General features: G+C 47.9%; 17 protein-coding genes. 6 read left to right on the top strand and 11 right to left on the bottom strand.

Annotated features, from left to right (window positions below):
* Positions 1 to 89: 89 nt before the first annotated feature.
* From NG796_RS15615 to NG796_RS15605, 3 genes are all read right to left on the bottom strand, one after another.
* Positions 90 to 2,846 (bottom strand): putative bifunctional diguanylate cyclase/phosphodiesterase, encoded by a 2,757-nt coding sequence (locus tag NG796_RS15615; protein WP_261207779.1) that lies wholly within the window; start codon positions 2,844 to 2,846, stop codon positions 90 to 92.
* Positions 2,831 to 3,637 carry an alpha/beta fold hydrolase gene (locus NG796_RS15610; protein WP_261207778.1) on the bottom strand — a complete coding sequence of 269 codons (807 nt, stop codon included), beginning with the start codon at positions 3,635 to 3,637 and terminating at the stop codon, positions 2,831 to 2,833. Before NG796_RS15610 ends, NG796_RS15615 begins: the two co-directional genes overlap by 16 nt.
* 388 nt (positions 3,638 to 4,025) lie before the next feature.
* Complete coding sequence (locus NG796_RS15605) at positions 4,026 to 4,292, bottom strand: DUF6737 family protein (protein WP_261207777.1); 267 nt, start codon at positions 4,290 to 4,292, stop codon at positions 4,026 to 4,028.
* 45 nt (positions 4,293 to 4,337) lie between these two features.
* On the opposite strand from NG796_RS15605, the gene NG796_RS15600 reads away from it, so the two are divergent.
* Both NG796_RS15600 and NG796_RS15595 read left to right on the top strand, forming a co-directional pair.
* Positions 4,338 to 4,700 (top strand): VOC family protein, encoded by a 363-nt coding sequence (locus NG796_RS15600; RefSeq protein ID WP_261207776.1) that lies wholly within the window; start codon positions 4,338 to 4,340, stop codon positions 4,698 to 4,700.
* Entirely contained in the window at positions 4,701 to 5,996 is a 1,296-nt protein-coding gene (locus NG796_RS15595; protein WP_261207775.1) for a recombinase family protein, read from the top strand. It abuts the gene before it with no gap.
* 95 nt (positions 5,997 to 6,091) lie between these two features.
* On the opposite strand, the gene NG796_RS15590 is transcribed toward NG796_RS15595, so the two are convergent.
* Complete coding sequence (locus tag NG796_RS15590; RefSeq protein ID WP_261207774.1) at positions 6,092 to 7,102, bottom strand: sensor histidine kinase; 1,011 nt, start codon at positions 7,100 to 7,102, stop codon at positions 6,092 to 6,094.
* A 332-nt stretch (positions 7,103 to 7,434) separates the two neighbouring features.
* Positions 7,435 to 8,949, bottom strand: a complete 1,515-nt coding sequence (locus NG796_RS15585) for a hypothetical protein (RefSeq protein ID WP_261207773.1) — start codon at positions 8,947 to 8,949, stop codon at positions 7,435 to 7,437.
* On the opposite strand from NG796_RS15585, the gene NG796_RS15580 reads away from it, so the two are divergent.
* Together NG796_RS15580 and NG796_RS15575 are read left to right on the top strand one after the other, a co-directional pair.
* The gene (locus NG796_RS15580) at positions 8,948 to 9,379 is read left to right on the top strand and encodes a hypothetical protein (RefSeq protein WP_261207772.1); all 432 of its coding nucleotides are present in this window, start codon (positions 8,948 to 8,950) and stop codon (positions 9,377 to 9,379) included. The genes NG796_RS15585 and NG796_RS15580 overlap by 2 nt on opposite strands.
* 361 nt (positions 9,380 to 9,740) lie before the next feature.
* Entirely contained in the window at positions 9,741 to 11,369 is a 1,629-nt protein-coding gene (locus NG796_RS15575; RefSeq protein ID WP_261207771.1) for an ArnT family glycosyltransferase, read from the top strand.
* 137 nt (positions 11,370 to 11,506) lie between these two features.
* Here NG796_RS15575 and NG796_RS15570 read toward each other — a convergent pair whose 3' ends face one another.
* The 3 genes from NG796_RS15570 to NG796_RS15560 form a co-directional block, all read right to left on the bottom strand.
* A complete protein-coding gene (locus NG796_RS15570; RefSeq protein WP_261207770.1) occupies positions 11,507 to 11,908 on the bottom strand; it encodes a transposase in 402 nt (133 codons plus the stop codon).
* A gap of 474 nt (positions 11,909 to 12,382) precedes the next feature.
* On the bottom strand, positions 12,383 to 13,180 hold the full coding sequence (gene surE, locus NG796_RS15565; protein ID WP_261207769.1) for a 5'/3'-nucleotidase SurE: 798 nt from the start codon (positions 13,178 to 13,180) through the stop codon (positions 12,383 to 12,385).
* A gap of 182 nt (positions 13,181 to 13,362) precedes the next feature.
* A complete protein-coding gene (locus NG796_RS15560; protein ID WP_261207768.1) occupies positions 13,363 to 13,749 on the bottom strand; it encodes a hypothetical protein in 387 nt (128 codons plus the stop codon).
* 546 nt (positions 13,750 to 14,295) lie between these two features.
* Between NG796_RS15560 and pheS the strand changes: the two genes are divergently transcribed.
* Positions 14,296 to 15,300, top strand: a complete 1,005-nt coding sequence (gene pheS, locus NG796_RS15555) for a phenylalanine--tRNA ligase subunit alpha (RefSeq protein ID WP_261207767.1) — start codon at positions 14,296 to 14,298, stop codon at positions 15,298 to 15,300.
* 101 nt (positions 15,301 to 15,401) lie between these two features.
* Here the strand turns inward: pheS and NG796_RS15550 are convergent, their stop codons facing one another.
* A complete protein-coding gene (locus tag NG796_RS15550) occupies positions 15,402 to 16,415 on the bottom strand; it encodes a hypothetical protein (protein ID WP_261207766.1) in 1,014 nt (337 codons plus the stop codon).
* A 78-nt stretch (positions 16,416 to 16,493) separates the two neighbouring features.
* Between NG796_RS15550 and NG796_RS15545 the strand changes: the two genes are divergently transcribed.
* Positions 16,494 to 17,759 carry a hypothetical protein gene (locus NG796_RS15545; RefSeq protein WP_261207765.1) on the top strand — a complete coding sequence of 422 codons (1,266 nt, stop codon included), beginning with the start codon at positions 16,494 to 16,496 and terminating at the stop codon, positions 17,757 to 17,759.
* 11 nt (positions 17,760 to 17,770) lie between these two features.
* On the opposite strand, the gene NG796_RS15540 is transcribed toward NG796_RS15545, so the two are convergent.
* Together NG796_RS15540 and NG796_RS15535 are read right to left on the bottom strand one after the other, a co-directional pair.
* On the bottom strand, positions 17,771 to 18,010 hold the full coding sequence (locus tag NG796_RS15540; protein WP_261207764.1) for a hypothetical protein: 240 nt from the start codon (positions 18,008 to 18,010) through the stop codon (positions 17,771 to 17,773).
* Positions 17,970 to 22,481 (bottom strand): EAL domain-containing protein, encoded by a 4,512-nt coding sequence (locus NG796_RS15535; protein ID WP_261207763.1) that lies wholly within the window; start codon positions 22,479 to 22,481, stop codon positions 17,970 to 17,972. Before NG796_RS15535 ends, NG796_RS15540 begins: the two co-directional genes overlap by 41 nt.
* Positions 22,482 to 22,851 lie beyond the last annotated feature (370 nt).

The following is a 22,851-nucleotide window of genomic DNA, read 5'->3' as shown; positions in this document are numbered from 1 at the left end:
CCCTTGATTGTACAAAGTGTTTCCTTCTAGAAGCTACCCAGATTCAATTCTTTTTTAGACTTGTTTTTTCTTCTGTACTCCCCTCCCATTTATCCTCCGTTAGGGGATTGACAAAAAGGTAGAGATATGCAGTTTAAACTCGGGGGGGTAACATTTTCTGCCAGAAGGGCATAGGCGGCGTTAGGGTCTAGGGGTTTAGAGAACAAATATCCCTGCCCAAATTCGCAGTTTAGATTTTGTAACTGTTCGAGTTGGGCAATGGTTTCGATGCCTTCAGAAATGATAGAAATCTGGGTATGTTGCGCTAAAATAACGATCGCTTCTACAATCGCTAATCCCTTGGGATTTCGGCTCATTTGGTGGATAAAAGAGCGGTCAATTTTTAAAGTGTCAATGGGAAACTGATGCAGACGACTCAGGGAAGAATATCCCGTTCCAAAATCATCGATCGCCAACTGAAATCCCATCGCCTTAAGCTGGTTGAGAAGGGTCATTAAAGCCGGGGTTTCCTTTAAGGAAGTTTCCGTAATTTCCAGCTTAATCGAAGTAGCCTCGACTCCGACTTCTTTCAAAATTCGGTCCAAACGCTCCACCATCCCCAATTGTTCGAGCTGCTTCCCAGAGAGATTAATACTCATGGTCAAACGGTGATAATAAGGGAAGCGCAATTGCCACTCCCGTAACTGGCAGCAAGCCGCCTGGAAAATCCACCAACTCATTGAGGTAATTAGGCCCGTTTGTTCAGCGATGGGAATAAATTCGGCAGGAGAAACTAGGCCCCGTTCCGGATGATTCCACCGGATTAATGCCTCAAAGCCGACAATTTCTCCATTAATCAGGGAGACGATCGGCTGGTAGTGTAAGCAAAATTCTTCGCGCTCAATGGCAAGGCGTAAATCCTTTTCCACTTGGATGATCGCCAGCGATCGATCTTGCATTTTGCGATCAAACACAACATAGCGATCGCGACCTCGATTTTTGGCGTAATACAACGCTTCATCCGCAGCGGCAATCAGTTCATCAGCGCTGGTATTCAGTCGCGGGATCAAAGTAGCAATTCCCTGGCTCAGACTGACGATTTCTCGTACCGTAGAGGTCTTATGTTCCAGATTAGCTTCTGCCACCGCTACTCGAATTTCTTCCGCCACTCGCACTGCCCCCGGTCCATCGGTTGCCGGTAAGATCACTACAAATTCTTCCCCGCCATAGCGGGCCACTAAATCCCCTTGACGTTTCACCACTGAAGCGATAGCCTGGGCAATTTTCTTTAGACATTCATCCCCAGCTTGATGTCCGTAAGTATCGTTATACCGTTTGAAAAAGTCTACATCAATCAAAATCACAGAGAGGGGAGATTGCGATCGCATTAATCGCTTCCATTCCTGTGCCAATACCGTATCAAAAATGCGCCGATTAGCAATTTGAGTTAATCCGTCAGTTGTCGCTAACTTTTCCAGTTCCGCATTGGCGATCCGCAGTTGTCGATATAACAAAGATTGTTGGATTGCTGCTTCATGAAGGTCTTCATTAGCTTGCGCTAAATCCTGAGAGCGGTCTAACAATGCCTGCTGTAACCAATAGCGATCGGTGATATCATCAATCACCCATAGCCGACCGGGAACATTACGAATCCGAGTCGCCGTAATGGATATGCTCAACACTTTACGTTCTGGTTTTGTAAAAACCCACTGCCAATTCCGAATCTCCATCCCCGGTTCTTGGAACAGTTTGGCCGCTTGTGCGCATAGGGCTTCCTGATTCTCCGCATTGGCTCGTAACTTCGCCATTGCGAGGGCGATTTCTAACGGTTTAACCTCTCCAGACTGCAAATTTAGGTGTTGCGCTGCACTCGGATTCAACCAACTCTGTTCCCCGCGATCATCGACAAAAATCACCCCTTGGGGAATCGTTTCCAGAATCGCCCCGAGGCGGATGGTCGTCCGTTCCAATCGCCAAGTTGTGTCTTGAAACTGGAGTAACATTCGCAGTTCCCCACGCAGGGATTCCAGACAGCGTTGTAGATCCGGTGTGAGGGTAACGTTGCGAGACCAAATGATTAAAATGCCCCCGCAGAGGCCCTCTGCCCCCTCCCTCACGGTAGGTTGCAAGGGCAAAACGGCCAAAGATTTTGTACCGGCAGCAATTAAACCGCGAATTGCCCCCGGGTGGTGGGGATAGTTCTGATAATACAAGCAGCGATTCAAGGCGATCGCCTCGGCAAACAGTTGGGGAGAGGTAAATTTATCGGCTAACACCGTTTGCGGCAGACAGACAACCGCCTCAGCGGTGACTTCATCCACTTGTCGCAAGGCGATCGCCCCATCGGCATCGACGAGAGTCATCAGCAAGCTTAAAGTCTGACTCAAAACCGTTTCCGGAGTCCCTACCGCCTGATCTTCAGCCAACTGGAGTTGCATCGATTGCAACGCCAATTGCCACTCCACCTGGCGCAAAAATTTCCCCAGTCCTACCCCCAGAAAAGCCACCCCCACCAAGGCTACACCGTAGCTATAGGCAAACACCCCCTCACCGGGTTGGAGGTCTAAAAAAGACACTAAACTGATTCCTAGAATTGAGACCGGAACAGCCAATAGGGGGCGAAAAATTCCCACCGTCAAGAGGGCTAAGGCGACGGGCCAAACCGGAGTCCATCCGAGTAGCCATCCCAGCACCAACAAAACCAGAATCGACGCCCAAACCCTGGACGTAAATCGGGGCAAGCGGTCTGGACGTAGTTGTTCCGGATAAGTAAGCTGAGTTAACTGAGTCAACCGAGAAAACTGAGTTAACTCAGTCCACTGAGTCAACCGAGAAAACTGAGAAAACCGAGTCAATTGGACAAACATGATGCGATCGCCCTCGATACGGTCTCTGGTGTGCTTAAGTGGGGGAAGTGTCCCTCTGACTTGATAGGAATCAGTCGGCTATTGGGAATTTTTTCGGACAGGTACTCCCCCACGACTGCCGGTACTGCCGGATCATGGGTAGACTGGAGAATCACCGTGGGAACTTGCACCCGCGATAAGTCCCCCCGGTGGTCCGACTGAAAAATTGTTTTGGCAATGCTTAAAGCAATATCCGGACGCATCGCTAAGAGGTTTTGGGCAAAATTGATTGCCAGTTCCGGTTTGTCTCTGTTCCCCATCATCAATTCCGCAAACCCACTGGCCCACGCGTGATAATTTGAGGACATCGCCCCATACACCCCATCGAGATCCGCTTGCTCAAATCCCCCCCTATATCCCTGATCGTTCAAATAGCGGGGAGATGGATTTAATAAAATCAATTGTTTAAAGCGTTTCGGTTCTGATAAGGCCGCCAGTATCCCCACCATCCCACTGACGGAATGACCCACAAAAATACAGTTTTGGAGTTTGAGCTCGTGGCACAAATCCAGTAAGTCCTCAGCATAGCTGTGCAAACTGCTGTAGCGACGCGGACTATAGGCGGATAAATCCGAGTTGCCACAGCCCACTAAATCAAATAAGACAATTCGATAATTGGGTTCAAATACCTTGACTTGCTTACCCCACGCGGTTTGATCCGTTCCAAAACCGTGGGCAAAAATCATCGTTTCAGTACCCTGACCCACCAGATTCACGTTATTTCGAGCAAGGATGCTAGTCGTAAGCAACATATATCTGTTTCCTTCACTGTTCTGACCTTTGAGGGAGTCCCCGTAGATGCACTCTTCGCGTTCTCCAAGCCACTCGGCTGGGAAATCAGACTCCTACACTCACTGCGACGAAATCGCTCTATAAATTATTAAAACAAAATTAAGACCGCTAGAAAGTTAAGATAAATGTATTGTAGGCGACTGCACTTGCTCAGAACTCCTTAGATAATTTTTCCCTTTTTTTTAGAGCAAATCACTTCGGCGATGAAGAGATAGGGGCAATTTCTCAAAAGTGCCTATCTCTCCATCAAGGACCGTCCCCCACCGAGGGCGATCGGCCCACCTAACCCTATCAAAAACTTGACAAAATTCCTGAGTTATGATAGAGAGTTAAAACCAATGACCCTCCCTATCCCTCCTTCTCACCTGTTCCCCCTGCTCTGAATTGAGCTTCGTAACGCTCCAAAATCCCACTTTCAATCATCAATCTCGGCCAAATTAATAAGAAAAACCCCATCCACGCCACCAAAGGGACCGCCACGATCGCCGTTACCCAAAGTTTGTGAAACACCAGCCAACTGCCCACAATCAACGTAACTCCCGTTAACAAAATTGACCAAGGCTGACACCACCAGGGTTTATAATTCCAAGGATTCAAAGTCGGTTCTTGTGACATAAAACTCTAAAATAAAGGACAAACTCACTTTGTTTTATCATAAATATGGAAATTACCCCTTATCTGCATACTGCTATCTTAGTTTCTGACCTACATCGGGCTGAACAGTTTTATAGTAACGTCCTTGGACTCAAAAAAGTCGATCGCCCTTTTAGCTATGCCGGAGTCTGGTATCAAATTGGGCCGATTCAACTGCATTTAATTGTCGATGAAACCCTCAATTTGGTCCCAAATAACCGGGAAAAACTGGGTCGGAATCCTCATTTTGCCTTGGGAGTCACTAACTTAGAAGCCGCCAAAACTCATCTACTCGCCCATAACTGTTTAATTCAAATGAGTGCCTCTGGACGGGCGGCATTATTTACCCAAGACCCTGATGGGAACGTGATTGAATTGACTCAGGTGTAAATGAAAATTATTGCCTATTTATATAGTGACCCCCTATTAGAATCGCCCAGTGATCCAGCAATTTGGGGATGGGAAGTCGATCGCGTGTATCGAGATTTAGGAACTCGTTCTCACCTGCAACAACTCCTGAAAGATTGCCAAGAAGAAACCGCCGATTATTTGTTAATTCGGCGCATCGAAGAACTGGGAGACTCCGTTCGAGAAGTCTGCGATCGCATGGCAGAATTGGAAGAACGCCACATCCAAATTGTAGCCACTGAAAATGCCACATCTACCCTAGATACCCCCCTCACCCGCAGCGAACTATTGAAACTGCTATCAGAAATTGAAAGCGTCCAACGATCGCGCCAAATTCGCAAAGGACACGCTAAAAATCGCCTGCAATCGATTCCCCCACCGGGAAAAGCACCCTTTGGATATCGACGCGGTAAGGACCGCTATGCCCTCGATCGCGCTGCTGCGGCTATGGTTAAAGACTTTTTTGAACAATTTCTTCTCTACGGGTCTTTGCGCGGTGCTGTGCGCTATTTAGAGCGAAAACACAGCAAAAAAATTTCGGTCACAACCGGGAGGCGATGGTTAACCAATCCCACCTATCGGGGAGATTTAGCGTATAAAAATGGGTTAGTGCTGTCTAATACTCATGTAGCGATCGTCTCCCGAGAGGAAGCGGCACAAGTGGATCGTCTCCTGCGCCGGAATCAACGAATGCCGCCTCGAACCGCCAGTGCCTCCCGTTCTTTAGCGGGTTTAGTTGTCTGTGGGGAATGCTATTGCTCAATGGCTATTTCTCAAGCGAAGGCGCATCAGGGGAAGCGGGAGTATTTATATTTGCGTCCGACAAACTGTGTGCGACACCCGAAATGTAGGGCGATTCCTTATGAAGCGATTTTACAGCAGGCGATCGCTCAAGTGTGTCAGGAGTTGCCGCGCGCCGTTGCGGGATTAGAAATGGGTCAAATTGGCAGCGTTAAACAGCAGATTCAAGAGGCGATCGCAACCAAGCAACAAATTCTCACCCAACTCCCACAACTGCGCCAAGACGGGATTTTAGATCCCGAAACTGCCGATCTGCGCCGTTACAAACTCAGTACAGAAATTTCTGAACTCCAAAGTCAACTCGCACAACTCCCCCCCGTCAACTTGCGCGAAACCGCCCAAGCTGTTTCTCTCCCTCAATTTTGGCTGGATTTATCCGAAACCGAACGGCGATTTTACTTTCGGGAATTCATTCGCCAAATCGAAATCCACCGCCAAGGTAAAGCATGGCAGTTGAAAATCATCTTTATTTTCTAGGGGTTAGGGTTAGATGAAATAGGACAAACAACTGGGTTCAAAAACTCCATATTTCCTCAACAAAGCCGGTTTCTAACGCTTCCTAAACCCAGAGCTTAAACCTGAACTGCCGGTTTTTCTGACTCCGCTCCTTCTTCAGCTTCCTTGGGTTGAGACACCGGTAGTTCTATCCGAAAGGTACTGCCTTCGTTGGGTTGGGAAGTACAGATAATCTGGCCGTGATGGTTTTCTTCAATAATTTTCTTAGAAATCGATAAACCTAATCCCGTTCCCACTCCCATTGCTTTTGTGGTAAAAAATGGTTCAAAAACCCGATTTTCGACATCCGGGACCATTCCGGGACCATTATCGGAAATGGTAATAGCAACTCGATTATTTTCTAAAGTTTCCGTGGTAATAATAATTTTTCGTTTTCCCGGTTTTCGTTCGAGCTTCTCTCCCCCAGAACTTCCTGAATTTTCTGGTTCTTCCAGGGCGTCGATCGCATTATTAATCAAATTCATAAAAACCTGATTAAGCTGATTAATATAACATTCTATTTTGGGAAGTTTTCCAAATTCACAAACTACCTCAATATTTTGTTTATATCGATTATTCAGCAGGACTAAGGTACTTTCCAATCCTTCTTGGATATCCGCAACTTTCATATCCGGTTCATCCAAACGATAGAAATTCCGCAGGGTCAGGACCAAATCCCGAATCCGTTCTGCACCCACTTTGAGGGAACCCATAATTCGAGGCAAATCTTCCAGAACGTAATCGAGTTCTACCTCTTCTAAGATTTCCTCTACCGCTTCCGCATTGTCCGGGTATCCTTCTTGATACGCTTCCAAAACTTTAAATAAATCTTCTACGTGTTCCTCAACGTAGGGTAAGTTGCCATAAATAAAGTTAATTGGATTATTAATTTCATGGGAAATTCCCGATACCATTTGGCCTAGCATCGACATTTTTTCCATTTGTAGCAAATGTTGTTGCAGTCGATGCAGTTCTTGTACACTATCTTGGAGCTGTTGATCTTGATCCGTTAATTGTTGAGTCAGTTGAGCAACTTTTTGCTCCAATTCACGATTTTGGTCTTCCAGTTCTTGAATGCGATCGGTCATTATGGACAGCCCCCTGTCACCTCAACACTCCAAATTATATCAATTTTTACCCTTCTATTTTATTCCCAAGGGAGATTGAAGGGGTCTGGAACGGGTTTCCCGTTGTCGAACCTTGTCCCCTCATGGGGATCTGGATAGTCCAGATCCCCACACCCCTGGTTCCAAAAGGGGGGATCAATCCCAAGTCTCTCTCTTTTTATGGGAAAGAGACGGCGGGTGAGGGTTGCAGCGATGCACCCTGGGTTGAATTCCCCCAGATGAGACTTGGGGATGCTGTCAGCGCAAAAAAAGAGCGGAGGTTGTGAAACCTCCGCTCTTTTGCACCGATGCCCTTACACCGATCGCGACGAGTGCTCATCCCTGGAATCCGACCCTTTCCCCGCATTGCGAACATTCACAATCTTACCCATGAGATCAAACCAAAAACTTGACCCCATTGAAATTGCAATCCCACTGATTAACCATCCTGCCAATTGCTTGACAAAGGGAACGCGCCAGTGGCGATTTTGAATCCGTTGTTCTTTAACGGTAATTTCACTCCACCCAATGGGTAAAGAGATATCCTGAAGGGATTTTCTGAGTTCTGCTTTGACCCCCTCTAATTCTCGGGGGTCTCGAATCGGTTGAGCATTGACAATACTCTGAGCATTTTGAGTCACAGTTGCCCGTAAAACTGGGTCTTTTGATAAGCTACTCACAATATAGATAGTATCAGCATTAGCGATCGCAGCCACCAGACATCCGATGAGAATTGCAATCCCTCTGGCATTGCGTTTGTACACACCCGAGGACCGTTCCATCGAGCGATCGAACCATGTTTCGATTTCTTGCTGAAACGTATTGAGCGTATCTTGAACCCCTTCGTTCTTCTGTTGAGCGCGTTTCGCTAAGACTCGTAAACTCTCCTTGAGAGATTCGGGCAATAAATCGATGACTTTCTCTAACTCTTTGAAGGCTGCTTCAATCCCTTGATAAGCCGGACTATTTTTATCTTCAAAGATTTCTTGAATTTCCAGATAAACTTCTCGATACCGGGGCAAACTCGCCATAATTTCTCGCGGCTCAGGCTTCAAATTTTTTAACAAAACCTTCTTGCCCGCCTCTCCATAAATTCGCTTGGCGATCGCACTGATTCGCTCCAGCAAAAACTCCAGACTTTCCCCTTCCCCTTCGGCGGCAAAAGCCAGCCGAGAGTTATCCACAAATAATCTAAACCGTTCTTCCATTAATTCAACGAACATGGCTAACGTAATTTCTTCTTGAGAATATTGGGTCACCAGTTCATTAAAATTCTGCCCGCAGCGCCTTAATTCTTTCGTGAAAATACCCGCATTAACTTCACTTAAGCTGGCAGTTTTACTTAAACTTACAATTTCCTTTAACTGCTCTTGCTTAAACTTTTCGACTCGGGCAATACTCAGAGCATGAGAGATTTTATCAATCCCTAAAATATCCAAAAGAGTCACCGCGAAAAAGTCGGGACGAATGTAAGAAGGTCCTCCTTCATTCTCTCCAAACACATTCTCGGTATTGGTCATTTTTTGATAAATTTTAAACAAGCCAGAACTGATTTTTCGGAATCCTTGGGCTAAAGCTCCTTTAGCCTCTTGATTGAGGTCTTTGATTAAGGGGTGAGCATACAGTGCATTGGCAAGAAGTCGAGCTTTTCGGCTTTCTTCACTTTCTTTAGTGCCGCCCATCATCACTTCAATCGATTTTTTTAAATGTTCGGCTCTCCACTGAAGCAGGGTGGTGATCAGTTCTTGAATTTCTGACGCCAGTAAGCTCAGAATCAAATAAACAAAAATTAGCCCGATGGCAAGGTCTAAAATAAAAGGAATGTTCATGATGAATTATCATTCAGGTAAATGCAGGACTGACTCAACTTGTTTAAAGTTTGTCATCGATTACTATACGGACCGACTCTTAAAAAATCGGACAAATTACAAAAATAGCAAGGCATTTGATGGGGAGGATGGGGGAGATGGGGGAGATGGGGTGGATGGGGGAGATGGGGAGGATGGGGGAGATGGGGTGGATGGGGAGGATGGTGATTTAGCTGAGATTAACAGCACTTCCGGTCCCCTCCCCTTGGCAAGGGGAGGGTTAGGGTGGGGTCCTCGTGACGTGGCGCAAGCCACGTCACGTCCTCTTTTTAAGGGCCTGTATGGAGGCTGGAGAAACCTCTTCTTCGTGAACAGCGATCGCACCTCACGAGGACCCTCTACCCACCCATTCCTCTTGCAGGGGATCGCCTGCAAGAGGACCCCACCCTAACCCTCCCCTTGCCAAGGGGAGGGGACCGGAAGCGCTGTTAATCTCCCCCATCCTCCCCATCCTCCCCATCCTCCCCATCTCCCCCATCCTCCCCATCCCCCCATCTCCCCCTCGGGACTGTTGACAATTTTAAAAAATCCAGTTTGGAATGTTAGATTTGCGAGTAGGGATGGGGAACTCTGAAACCAGTTGACCCGGAACTTCGGGGTCCAATCAAAATCCGTTAAAATTCTTTAAACCTTGCACGGTTTGGAGAGGGTCCGCTTCTGAAGGGTTTGAACCGCTCAAGGGGATTGCTCCCAGTTGCCACTACCCCCAACTGCCGAAACGCCGTCTTTGCTCTGGTTGCTCTTAAAACACCATGTACCAGGAAATTTTCACCCTGCACGAGTCAAATGAGAAAACAATTCGGACCCGCCATTGGGGCGAACAGCTCTGGGTCCTCCTGCTCCTGATCGCTGCGATTCTCCTCTATCAGATGGATCTCGGCATTCTCCCGTTACGAGACTGGGATGAAGGGATTGTTGCTGGGGTCGCTCGGGATATTTACCAAGGGTCGTTAGATTGGCTCTATCCGACGAGTGCAGGAGAACCCTATTTTAATAAACCACCCCTCATGCATTTGCTGATTGCATGGGCGTATCTTTTCGGGGGGGTGAATGAATGGACGACGCGGTTACCTGGGGCGATGCTTTCGGCGTTATCGGTGCCGTTGCTGTATGGCATTGCGCGGGAAGTGTTTCGGTTGCGATCGCCTGCTATTTTTTCGGCCCTCGTCTATCTCACCCTCTTGCCGGTGGTCCGTCACGGACGTCTCGCGATGCTGGATGGGGGGGTGCAATGCTTTTTCTTATTAATGCTCTGGTGTCTGCTGCGATCGCGTCGGAATTTGCGCTGGGGTCTAGGAGTCGGCATCGGTTTAGGTTTGATTTGCATGACTAAAGGCATGATGGGAGTCTTACTCGGCACGATCGCCTTTGCCTTTACCCTCTGGGATACCCCTCGCCTCCTCCGTTCTTGGTATCTGTGGATTGGTATCGCCCTGGGAATGACCCCGGTTACCCTCTGGTATGTGGCGCAATGGCAGCATTATGGGGATGCCTTTCTCTCCGCCCATTTTGGCATCCAGTCTTTACAACGGGTTTGGCAACCTGTGGAAAGCAATGCGGGTCCGCCCTGGTACTATGTCTTAGAAGTGTTGAAATATTCCTGGCCTTGGTTGTTGTTTTTACCCCAAGGGTTACAGTTAGCTTGGGAAAATCGCACCTTAAGTTGGGCCAAATTAATTGGGGTTTGGACCAGTGTCTATTTTGTGGCGATCACGGTAATGGGGACTAAATTGCCTTGGTATGTCTTACCCCTTTATCCGGCAATTGCCCTTGCTTGTGGTGCAAAACTGGCTCAAGTTTGGGCCGATCGCAAGACGGCGGAACCCTTCACCCGGGACCCTCTGTATCCCGTGGCTTGGATTGGGATTCTCGGTACGATCGCAGTCCTTTTGTGGGGCGGTAGCTTTTATTTGGGGGTGATGGAACCCAGCTATGGGACCTATTTGCCGGTGTTGTTAATTGCTGTAGCGTTAACCCTGAGTCTGGCAGCATTGCTGATTTATCACCAGGACCGACAATTTGTGCTGATTTTGTTCTGGGGGATGTTCGTTTCTCTCTGTTTATTCGTGGTGTCTCCCCATTGGATTTGGGAACTGAATGAAGCCTATCCGGTGAAACCTGTCGCTGAAGCGATCGCTCAACAGACTCCCCCCGGTCAAAAGATTTACACCTCGTTCCCCTATAATCGGCCTTCGTTAAATTTTTATAGCGATCGCCTAGTCATTCCCGCTACCCCAGACGAACTGCAACAGTATTGGCGGGAACAGAAGCAGCCCTATTTCCTGGTGGATCGCCCGACCCTAGAGGCCCTTGACCTCGGTCCGAGTTTGATTCAAAATGCCAATGAAGGTTGGCTGCTGGTCACTCGGCAGTCACCGTAAGTAAATCATGAGAAAATAGTCGCCCCAAACTCTCAAACTTGGGGCGATCGCAGTGAATGACCAATGACTAATGACTAATGACCAATGACTGTAGTGAAGTCGGGGAGTTGTGCTGGACCCATCCCCAGAATTAGGAGTCATTCCCCAGACTCGGGCAATGATTCCCGAACCTCCCCACTTTCTTCCATAAACTGCCCCGGCAATTGAAACTCGCCATTCCAATTTTCTATCGTCACAAAGGTTAAACCTGCCACCACTAGGCCCGCCAACACCGCCCAAACTGAAGGGCGTTTTTTAATTCCCACATCCCTGAGAATACGAGCCACTGGGCTGCTCTGACGTCGCAACAGCCGCGACACGGACAATTGTTTAAAGGTGAAGGGGTCTCTAACGTAATGACCGCTCCAACTAATCACTAATCGAGCTTGACAATGCGGGCAGGTATAGAGTCCGCCTAAAATCTCTCCTGGATTTCTGTGTCCAGAGCGATTGCATACGGGGCATAAGACAGAGTGACTCTCGAAGATATGCGCGTTCATTCGACTTTCCCGTTTTCCCAAAACCGTAATGGATCAATTGTGGTCAACACAACACCAGTGGCGTCGCTTTGGTGGTCAAGGCAAGCTCTGGGCTTGCCGGAGTTATCCCGCTCTTTTGCTACTCCCTTCACCGCTTCGGATGGGCGAGAAGAGGAATGGAGTGGGATAGCTTTGGTTCTTTAATTCTTAGTCTACTGTGCTTTTCTTTGTCGCGTAAATCTGCTGTCATATATCTCAATACATCAGCACGCGATCGCTGCCCTATTTTCAAAGAAATTTAGCCTTAACCATCAGGGATCAACCGGATGTTCGTCCAGGGATTACAAAACTTTACAATCAATCGGGTTTTACCTAACTTCATAAAGTTGACGCAGCTTCCACAGGGATAGCGATCGCCTCTCTAACAGCATTCCCTTATTCCATAACCGGCTATCACGTCCGGCATTCACCCCCACAACTCCCGACTCACCCCCGTTATTTCAACGGAAATTTCCATCCCTGCAACAACTCCACCCCCACCGGAGAGGTCAAATTGTAATGGAGGGGTGTCAGGGTAATGTAATTTTTACGAATGGCATCCACATCCGTGGGTAATGTCACCCCGAATTCCGGGTCCAGAGTCTGTTCCACCTCTTCTAACACTTCCCCGGCTAACCAATAATAGGTTTTCCCCCGAGGGTCAATCCGCTTTTCAAAAATATCCACATAGCGGCGAATCCCTTGACGAGTCAGGGCCACCCCTGCAAATTTCTCTGCGGGTCCTGGGGGAATATTGACATTGAGTAACATAGACGCCGGTAACGGGTTTTTTTCCAAAAATCCTATCAAAGACACGGCAAATTCTGCCGCCGGTTGGAAATCGTGGGACCCATAACTCGCCAGACTAAAGGCAATACTGGGAATGCCTTCGATAGTGCCTTCCATTGCCGCAGAGACGGTCCCGGAGTAGAGAATATCCGTCCCCAAATTTTGCCCTCGGTTAATTCCAGAGAGGACAAAATCCGGGGGACTGTCTAATAAAGCCCACAGCGCCAATTTCACGCAATCTGCCGGGGTCCCTGAACAAGCCCAGGCTTTGATTCGGGGGTCAAACACCGATTCCACCACCTCAGCGCGGATGGGATGGTGCATGGTTAATCCATGTCCTGTAGCAGAACGTTCGCGATCGGGACAAACTACCGTCACCTCATGGTTCGCACCCTGAAGAGCCTGGGCCAAAGCATAAACCCCAGGGGCATAAATGCCATCGTCATTACTAATTAAAAGTTTCATTCCGGAAAAGAAAACCAACAACAACCTATCTGTATCATCTTGCCTCAATTTCAAGATCAATGGGTAGGATGGGAAGTTTCGGGGTGAATTGGGCCAGTCCCCGAATCAGTTTTGAACAATTCAATCCTAGAAAAAATCGATTCAATTCTGATAAAATATTCCCCAAGAAAACTCCTATTTTTCTACTCCGATGAGAGTTTATAATTCAGGGGTTCACAAAAGGTTTCTACCCCCGTTTCCAACACGAAAATAATCACAGGGGTTGCTAAGATGGGCGGACAGAGACGAGATTGGGTCAGGGATTCCATGATTTGATTGAGGTTACCCGCCTCTAACGCGGCGCTGTTCTCAGCTTCACACAGAAAAGCGCGGCATCGTTTGGCAACCCCCTCTAACCACCGTTCCGAGGTATCCGGTTCTTGTCCGGCCTGAATCGCCAGCCCGATCGCCGCATCCTCTATATCGCCCTCACAATCCTCGATCGCATCTAAGGCAACGAGTGCATCAGGATAATTGGCTAATTCAGACCGATACCGGGCAATGTCTGCAAAGGATAGGACGATGGTCATCAGTTCATTGAACGCAAGTGGACATCTTTCATTGTGCCAGATCCCACGAAGTGCAATTGGGAACGGTTCAGGGTGCAGTCCATCAGCTTGATTTCAGCCCTGGCCCCAACTGCACCTCCCTCCGGTCCCCTCGCCTGTGTCTTGGGGAGGGCTAGGGTGGGGTTTCCGTGATATGGCGATCGCTCCACCTCCGGTCCCCTCCCCTTGGCAAGGGGAGGGTTAGGGTGGGGTCCTCTTGCAGGCGATCGCTACACCTCCGGTCCCCTCCCCTTAGCAAGGGGAGGGCTAGGGTGGGGTTCTTCTGACCTGGCGATCGCCACCTCAAGCACTCATAAGGAGGCGATCGCGCCTGTATGGAAGTTGGGAAACCTTTTTCTTCGTGACGCGCGATCGCCTAAGAGGGACCTCACCCTAACCCTCCCCTTGCCAAGGGGAGGGGACCGGAAGTGAGGACATCCTCCGGTACTGCTGCTCTCGGCTGATTCGGGGTAACCCTTTGCGCTAAACTCGTCATGGCGGGAACTATGGATTAACACTCGTTGCAGCATGACTACTCAGCTTAGTGATTTAGAGAACCAACTAGAAAACCTGCGTCAGGACGCAGTGGGGGCAGTCGCCTCGGTGAATACCCTGGATGAACTCGAACAACTGCGAGTCAACTATCTGGGCAAAAAAGGGCAGCTTTCTCAAATCTTGCGAGGCATGGGAAAACTAGATGCCGCAGACCGACCCCGAATTGGTTCTCTTGCCAATGAGGTCAAGGAAGCGCTGCAAGGCCAACTGGAAGGGCGGAATCAGGATTTACTCAAAGCCCAAATTCAACAGCAACTCGCGGCAGAAACGCTGGATGTGACGATGCCGGGAGTCTATCGTCCCCAGGGTCGGATTCACCCTTTGAATGCGGTGATTGACCGGGCGATCGATATTTTTGTGGGGATGGGGTACACCGTCGCCACGGGACCGGAAATGGAAACGGACTATTATAATTTCGAGGCCCTGAATACGCCTCAAGACCATCCGGCGCGGGATATGCAGGATACGTTCTATCTCCCCGATGGGAACCTGCTGCGGACTCATACCTCGCCGGTGCAGATTCGCTACATGGAAAACCATGAGCCTCCGGTGCGGATTGTGGCCCCTGGGCGGGTGTATCGCCGGGATACGGTGGATGCCACTCATGCGGCAGTGTTCCATCAGATTGAAATTTTGGCTATAGATAAGGGAATTACCTTCACGGACCTCAAAGGGACGTTGAAAGAGTTTGTCCGCCAAATGTTTGGGGAAGATTTACCCTTGCGCTTCCGTCCCAGTTATTTCCCGTTTACGGAACCTTCTGCTGAGGTGGATGTGCAGTGGAAAGGGAAATGGTTGGAAGTGTTAGGATGCGGCACCGTTGACCCAAATGTGTTAAAAGCGGTGGGTTATGATCCGGAGGTTTATACAGGATTTGCCGCTGGATTTGGGGTGGAACGGTTCGCGATGGTGTTGTATCAAATTGATGATATTCGCCGAGTTTATAGCAGTGATTTACGCTTTTTGCGGCAATTGTAGGGCGTCTAAATCATTGGGATAGGAAGTGCGGAGTGGGAGCAAGATGCTCCCACTCCGCAAAGAATTATCTAAATCTTATATCGCATTTACCAGGCAATTCTCTAAGCCAGAATTGCTTCTATACCCTGTCGGACCTCCTGGATTTTCTGGCGTTGTTCATTGATCCATGCCTTTTCCGCCTCCCGTTGTTCCGGGGTTTCCTGCTGGTATCGTTCCTGCTTTTCGAGCAATTCGTTATAGAAGGCCATACGTTCTTCGATCGCCTCAAGCGCGACTTGGATGCGATCGCTAAACACGGCTTTAATCATTTCTTCCAAAACGGGAAAAAACTTTTCGCAAAATTTTTCTAACCCGTCCAAATTCATGCCAAGCCTATTTTGGTTGCCGAAATTATTTAACTCTTCATTATAAATCTCGGTAAAATCGCGAAGACCATTTGGTAAATCTTTCGTGGGTTCGCTGAACTTCTGTTCAACCTTGCTCTCCGTTGAGTTAATCTGCGCTTGCCATTTTTCTTTACTGCGTTGGTCTAGGCGAGTGATACAATCATTTAGAGTATCAGCCGTAATGGATTCCACTTGTTGAAAAATTAGCTTTAACCCCGCTTGGGTAATTTCTATAAAATTTGCGTTCAAGCCTTCTAGGTCCAAACGCAGCTCCTTAAGCAAACTATCTTTTTCAAAGACATTAATTGATTTTTTGAATTCCTTCTTTTTGTCATCAAAAAACCATTTATTACGGAGTTGAGTCGCCTTTTTACTCCAAATTTCGTGAATTTTTGTAACAACTTCAAGTCTGGATTGCTCACCTAAGTGACGAATTCTGAAATTGCATCCACTGAGTTCGCCCACTTGTTCCCAAATTTCCGGTCTAGGTGCTTGACTAATCCAGGGTTTGCTCAACCAAACATCATTAGCACCTTCCAAATCCGTGACACAAACTTGGGTCAAGCCTTGGAGTCTCGCTGCCGATTGCCGTAACTCCTCAAAACAGGGCTGTAGCGATTCAGATAGCTGTTTTGCTGAGTTCTTGATCTCTAACGAACGTGACTGATCGCTCCCAATCTGATCGATAGCCTCGTTAGTAGCATGAAAGGTCGCCAAGTATTCATTCATATCAGAGCTTTTCCTTATTACTCATAACGATTATAATAAAACAATGATCACTAAATCTACCCCAATTTGGTAAAAATTATGATATTCGTCTTTCCTCCCAGCGTTCAGGCAGCGATCGCCTCTGGAGCCTATGAAGTCGTCAAGAATGGTGCAGGGGTTGCACTTGGGATGGCACGAGACACGGCAACGGGTCAATTTGTTGCTCATGCCGTTGGGGTGACAGCGCAGCCATTTTTATCATTCGCACCCCTACAAATAGGATTAACTGGGATGCAAATGGCTCAAACCCATCTCGGTTTTCAGAAAACCTACAGTATGCTTAATGATGTGCTAAACACTGTAGCCCTATTGCAAGCGAGTACAGCTTTGATTGGAGTGGGTACGGTAGCCGGAGTAGGATTGTCAGCGTTTAACATTTGGCAAACTTTGAAGTTGCGGGAAGATATTAAGCAACTCCGGTTAGAAGTCAAAGACGGTTTTATTGACATAAAACGCGCATTGCATGACCAGAGTCAAGAAATTCTTCAACGCATTGACCGAATGTCTGAAGATATTGAATTTAAACATCATCAGACGATTTTATCCGTGTCTTATGGAAAATTTATCGAAGGAATCAAAAGGCTAGAATATGCCTTAAAGTTAGAAGACTCCAATTCAAGAAGAGAAGCTCTTTTTGGGGTGGAAAATACGTTATATGATGCTCTAGCAAATTATAACAATCCGGCTTTATACCAACAGACTTCGGCGGCGGGACAACTGCGCCGGATGGAATGTAGTTGGGTGATTGACCAAACAATTACTACAATTTACCAGATCCGAGAGGAGCATCAAGTGGTGAGTGCTCGCCTATCTGATTTACGCAAAAAAATCCGAGACAGTTCTCTCCAAATTATCGATCGCTGCGAATGTGACAATGAACTCGATTTTCTGTTTCCGGAAGTCATGCGGATTCATACCCAAGATTTACCCTTATTAGAATCTTGGCAAAACCAAGTGGATTGGATGAAAAGTCTATCGCCCTCGGAACTCCAAGAATTAGCCAGCCTAGAATTACCCGCTGAGGAGAGTTCAGCCGCGACAGAAAATATCAATAATCCGGCTGAACCGCCTGTGGAATTGTCCCTCTATGAAACATTAAAGCAAAAATCTCATTATGATTCCCTGCGGGATCAACTTCGCTTTATTGTGAAACCGGAATTGCGTCAACATCATGAATCTTATGTGTTCCAGCGCGCCAATGCTACGGGATATCCGGCTTTAGCACCCTCAAATTGGCAAGAAGTACCCGATTTGACAGTGGCGAATCTTTATCACTATTTTAAACAACAAGAGCGTTACGCATAATAGGCAATGCGCTAATAACGTAACGAGCGATCGCAATTTTTGGGGTGCAAGTTAAGTGGCGATCGCTTAATGCTTAGGATACCATTGATGTTCCCGGGGTAGGACACAGTATTGAGACTTTGAAGCAGGAGGGCAACTGTATTAATTGCTCCTACAGGGGGATTTAGAGAATCCCAATGTAAGCTCAAAGCGATCGCCCTCGTTGGTCTTTTATAGCAGTCCGTGGGATTGTTCCAGCAGTTGGGTAGCATCTTCCGCACCTAGGGGAGGACTAAACAAGTATCCCTGCATTTCATAGCAGTTGAGATTCATTAAACAATCTCGCTGAACTGTCGTTTCGACTCCTTCCGCAACTACACTCATATTCAGCTTTTGTCCTAGGGTAATAATCGCTGAGACGATCGCCGCTTCTTTGGCATTAAGGGCGATATCCCAGACAAAAGACTTGTCAATTTTTAGAGTTTGGAAGCAAAATTTTTTCAGATAATTTAGAGAACCATATCCAATCCCAAAATCATCGATCGCCGTGGAAATTCCCATTGTGCGAAACTGCCGTAAGATGCTATCGGTTAAGTTCGGATCATGCATAGCGGTGGTTTCGGTGATTTCTAATCCTAACCAATGGGGGTCTAGCTTCGCCTCTGCGAGCATTTGGGAGACGATTTCGACTAAATCAGGATGGTGGAATTCCCGAGTGGAGAGATTCACCATCATCCGAATCGGAGGTAATCCGCTATCCTGCCATGCTTTATTTTGGACGATCGCCCGTTGCAATACCCACCAGCCTAATTTGATAATCTCACAATTGTCTTCGGCGATCGGAATAAAGGTATGGGGAGGAACTAATCCCAAGTGAGGGTGTTGCCACCTTACTAAGGCTTCCATCCCGACAACTGCGCCAGTTTTGAAATTTACCTGGGGTTGGAATTCCAAAAAAAACTCTTCTCGTTTTAAAGCTTCATGGAGTGAATTGTCCAGAACCAGTAACTCGGAAGCTTCAGAAGTCATGGCGGGAGAGTAAATCTGGTAGTTATTTCGGCCCTGTTCTTTGACCCGATAAAGGGCTGTATCAGCATTTTTAATTAAGGTTTCGGGGTCGCTTCCATCCTGGGGATAAAGCGCCATCCCAATACTACCTGTAATATAGAGTTGATTGCCTTCAATTTCAAAAGCCGGACGTAGACATTCCAGCAGCCTTTGGGCAATCTGCGCGGCATCTTCTGTACTGGTAATTCCTTCTAATAATAGGATAAATTCATCCCCGCCCCAGCGGACAATGATATCACTATCACGCAGACAACTTCGCAGGCGTAAGGCAGCGGTTTGGAGGAGTTCATCGCCGACAGCATGACCCAGGGTATCGTTAATGATTTTAAATCGATCGAGGTCCAGAAACATCACGGCCAGTTGCTCTTGTTCCTGTTTGGCAATTTCGATCGCCATCGGCAGCCGTTCATCCAATAATTGCCGATTGGGTAACCCAGTGAGACGGTCATGATAGGCTTGATGGCGAATCATTTCCTCTTGGTGATGACGCTGCAATGCCCCGCCTATACTAGCGGCGATCGCACTTAAAATCGAGACTTCGCTTTTGGACCAGGGTCGATCAATCTGAATGTCATCAAACCCAATGTATCCCCAAAATTCATTATTCACCAGGATCGGCACCATCAAACTCGATCGCGTGCCCTCTTCGGCAAACAATTTTTGCTCGGTTTGATTCAAGTTCTGGGCCAGCAAACTCACGGTTTCACCGACTAACAATGTATCCAAAAGGCTGGAGCGCAAGTGGACGACGGAACAAGCTCCTTTTTTCAAACCCACCTGGGGAGTTCGGGTCCACTCAAACCGAATCCACATGGGACAATGTTCCCGCGAGGCACAGTCGAAACAAGAGGAAAGGGTCGGGTGAGATTCGGACGGACTGCCGAAGTTATAGGCTGTGGCGGGATTAGATAACTCACAAATATAAACGCGATCGACCCCTGCCGCCTGTCCTAGGGTAGCAAGGGCATCTAATGCCGCTTGAGCGGTGTTGGTATTGATCAGCAAATGATTCATCGCTTGGGCGACCCCCAGCAATAAGTTGTCCCGTTGGTGCAGTTCTGCCTCAGCTTGTTTGCGCTGGGTGATATCGACTACGGTGCCCTCATAACCGATGATTTCACCGTTGCTATCGCGAATGGTCCGCGCACATTCAGAAATCCAGATGATGCGGCGATCTCGTCGATAAACCTGGGATTCAAAGCCCCAAACGGTCTCTTGTTCCTGTAACAAGCGGCGAAACTCGGACCGACGCTGGGGATGCACATAGAGTTGATGCTCAATATCGGTCAAGACTTCGATTAATTCTTCTGGGGAATCATATCCGTAGATGGAGGCTAACATGGGATTAGCGGTGAGATATTGACCACTGGGAGTCGTTTGAAAAATCCCCTCTACCGCATTTTCAAAAATGCTGCGATATTTGCGTTCCGCCTGCCGCAGGGCTTCTTCAGTTTGCTTGCGTTGATAATAACTGGAGAGCATTTGAGCAATGACCCGCAGGAGTTGAGCATGGCTGGCGGACCAATGGGGTTGGACTTGGCGATCGTCAAATCCTAGAAATCCGACTAATCGTTCTTCCTGGGAAATCAGGGGGACAATCAGCAGAGATTGGATATTTTGAGAGAGGAAGAAGGCTTTTTCGGCATGGGCGGCTTTCGGTAGCCATTCAACATTACAGACATCTACGATTTCTAAAACCGTGAGTTGGTCCATCAACCAGGGGAAATCAGCAGATTGCAGGTTTTGGCGGTTCGGGATTTGGGCGATCGCCGCAGTGGAACACCATTCATAAGTATTGCTAAATTCACTCAGGCGATCGTCAAATTCAAAAATATAAGCCCGTTCAACCCCAGCAGCAATGCCAACTCGGGCGAGGATTTTATTAAAGTTGGGTTCTCTAGTGGAGACGAACAACCGGGAAATCTGAGATAATGCCGCTTCGATCGCGAGTCGCTGATGAAGTTGTTCTTCCGCTTCTTTGCGTTGGGTGATATCCCGCGAATTGACGACAATTCCTTGGATACTGGGATCATCCAGGCGATTATTGGTTACAGATTCTAAGTAAACCCAAGTTCCATCGGCATGGCGAAACCGATACTCAATGGGTTTTAAGGAGAAGTCCGGACGACTGTTCAAGGTGACGGGAGAAAAATCTGCCATGATTTTCGAGGGGTGCGGGTTGTTAAATTTGCAGGAGTGTAGCGATCGCGTTCCTGTAGCTGCTTTGGGTCTAGGCATGAGTACCTCTCGAACCATTGCCACATCTTCGGGATGGACATAATCCAGGAGGCAGTGACCGAGTAAGCTATCGGGTTGATATCCTAAAATGCGATCGAGGGAGGGAGATCCATATAAAATCCGGCCCTCTGCGGACAAAATGGCGATCGTGTCTGAGGAGTTCTGCACCAAAGCCGCAAACCGTTCTTCTGCTTGTTTGCGATCGGTAATATCTTTTACGGTGCCTTCATAAGCAATGATTTTGCCATTGGCATCCCGGATCGTCCGCGCATTTTCAGAAATCCAAATGATGCTGCCATCTTTGCGATAGCACTGGGATTGGAAGTCCCACACCGCATCTTTTTCTTGTAACAAGTAATGGAGTTCAGTCCGTCGCAAAGGATCCACATAAAGTTGATGTTGGATATCCCGAATCGAATTAATCACTTCTGCTGGGGATTCGTAGCCATAAATATGGGCTAACGTCGAGTTGACCAGGAGGTATTCCCCAGACGGGTTACTTTGAAACATTCCTTCAATGGAACGCTCAAAAATATTCCGATATTTTTGTTCTGCTTTTCGTAAGGCTTCTTCTGAGCGTTTCTGGAACAGCGCGGATCCTAGTCCTCTGAGAATTTCCGAGACTAATTCAACGATCCCGCGATCTTCTGGGTGGGACTCCACCATAAAGAACACAAGGACCGTGAGAATTTCGTCATTGGCGAGAATCGGCACCCCCAGGGCCGCTTTAATGCCCAGTTTGCGGGCGAGTTTCGCCCGATGAAAAATGGCCTGGGGCAGTTCTGATACATCTTTGGCCCATTCCGGCTGTTGTTGAACCCAGACCCTTCCGGGTAAACCGATTCCGGGGAAAAACGTGAGGCTTTCGCTTTGTTGGCGGAATTTTTTAATCTCTGGAAAGGGTCGCCCAAGGGCATTGATTCTTCCCGCGTACCATGCGGGGCTACATTGTAGGTATCCACCTTCAGAATTGAAGGCCCAAGCTTCTCCATAATCCCATCCGGCGATTTCGCAGACCCGGCGCAGGGCCAAGCTTAATGCGGTGTCAAAATCCTCAGCTTGTGCAACACCGAGGGTCAGTTGTTGTAAAACAGAGGCGCGGCTTGGGTTCATGAGTTCTTTGCTGGATTCCCGTTTGCTGATGTCTTGGCACAAGCCAAGAATCCCGCAAATGCTGCCTTCTAGGTTTTGCATGGGTCGTCGTCTCACGCTATGGGTTTGGGATAGAGAAATCGGGAGGCAGGATTGGGCTAGAGTCGGTGTAGATTGCACAATTAAGCGAGTTTTCCTGCCTTTGGCTTCTGGGAAGAAGTCAGTCCGGGAACCTGTGGACTCACCCGATTGGGTCGGGCTGGGCTGCCGGTGCAAGAGGTTGAGGAAACTGAGGGTCCGTTCAGGTTGCCTCTGAACGGGGGAGAATCTGGCTGCAGTCCACATTCAGACAGTCTCCTGAATACCGTTCTTCCCTTGGGCAATGCGGCACTTTTTGGGTCTGAACCGTTGGCAGCAATCCAGCAAAATATCCATTGAACTGATTGGGCTCTTTCAATGGGGAAATGGGAAGCGCCATCATCTCTCCTCGGGAACGAGAACCTTTGAGAGAACGGTTCTAGCCTTACACACCTTGAATCGGCTAGGTTTCCGATTGCAGTATTGAAATCATTGGGTTGAACCACGGCACCGACTGTATCTGAATGAGACATCTGAAGGGCCAATGCTAACTGAAACAGAGAGAAAGTTTTTAACTTCTCTCACAGAATCTATCCTATATCTCGTTGTAATTTCGGCAACAAATGACACAAAAAAA

The sequence above is a fragment of the Laspinema sp. D2d genome, from assembly GCF_025370755.1.
Taxonomy (GTDB): domain Bacteria; phylum Cyanobacteriota; class Cyanobacteriia; order Cyanobacteriales; family Laspinemataceae; genus Laspinema.
This window is presented reverse-complemented; position numbering and strand designations above follow the sequence as displayed.

Coding starts and splice junctions, on each gene's coding strand:
- NG796_RS15580 (WP_261207772.1), top strand. CDS start 8,948: ATGATGAATTATCATTCAGGTAAATGCAGGACTGACTCAACTTGTTTA.
- NG796_RS15590 (WP_261207774.1), bottom strand. CDS start 7,102: ATGACCGATCGCATTCAAGAACTGGAAGACCAAAATCGTGAATTGGAG.
- NG796_RS15600 (WP_261207776.1), top strand. CDS start 4,338: ATGGAAATTACCCCTTATCTGCATACTGCTATCTTAGTTTCTGACCTA.
- NG796_RS15595 (WP_261207775.1), top strand. CDS start 4,701: ATGAAAATTATTGCCTATTTATATAGTGACCCCCTATTAGAATCGCCC.
- NG796_RS15535 (WP_261207763.1), bottom strand. CDS start 22,481: ATGTGGACTGCAGCCAGATTCTCCCCCGTTCAGAGGCAACCTGAACGG.
- NG796_RS15575 (WP_261207771.1), top strand. CDS start 9,741: ATGTACCAGGAAATTTTCACCCTGCACGAGTCAAATGAGAAAACAATT.
- NG796_RS15570 (WP_261207770.1), bottom strand. CDS start 11,908: ATGAACGCGCATATCTTCGAGAGTCACTCTGTCTTATGCCCCGTATGC.
- NG796_RS15585 (WP_261207773.1), bottom strand. CDS start 8,949: ATGAACATTCCTTTTATTTTAGACCTTGCCATCGGGCTAATTTTTGTT.
- pheS (WP_261207767.1), top strand. CDS start 14,296: ATGACTACTCAGCTTAGTGATTTAGAGAACCAACTAGAAAACCTGCGT.
- NG796_RS15560 (WP_261207768.1), bottom strand. CDS start 13,749: ATGACCATCGTCCTATCCTTTGCAGACATTGCCCGGTATCGGTCTGAA.
- NG796_RS15545 (WP_261207765.1), top strand. CDS start 16,494: ATGATATTCGTCTTTCCTCCCAGCGTTCAGGCAGCGATCGCCTCTGGA.
- NG796_RS15605 (WP_261207777.1), bottom strand. CDS start 4,292: ATGTCACAAGAACCGACTTTGAATCCTTGGAATTATAAACCCTGGTGG.
- NG796_RS15615 (WP_261207779.1), bottom strand. CDS start 2,846: ATGTTTGTCCAATTGACTCGGTTTTCTCAGTTTTCTCGGTTGACTCAG.
- surE (WP_261207769.1), bottom strand. CDS start 13,180: ATGAAACTTTTAATTAGTAATGACGATGGCATTTATGCCCCTGGGGTT.
- NG796_RS15550 (WP_261207766.1), bottom strand. CDS start 16,415: ATGAATGAATACTTGGCGACCTTTCATGCTACTAACGAGGCTATCGAT.
- NG796_RS15540 (WP_261207764.1), bottom strand. CDS start 18,010: ATGCTACCCAACTGCTGGAACAATCCCACGGACTGCTATAAAAGACCA.
- NG796_RS15610 (WP_261207778.1), bottom strand. CDS start 3,637: ATGTTGCTTACGACTAGCATCCTTGCTCGAAATAACGTGAATCTGGTG.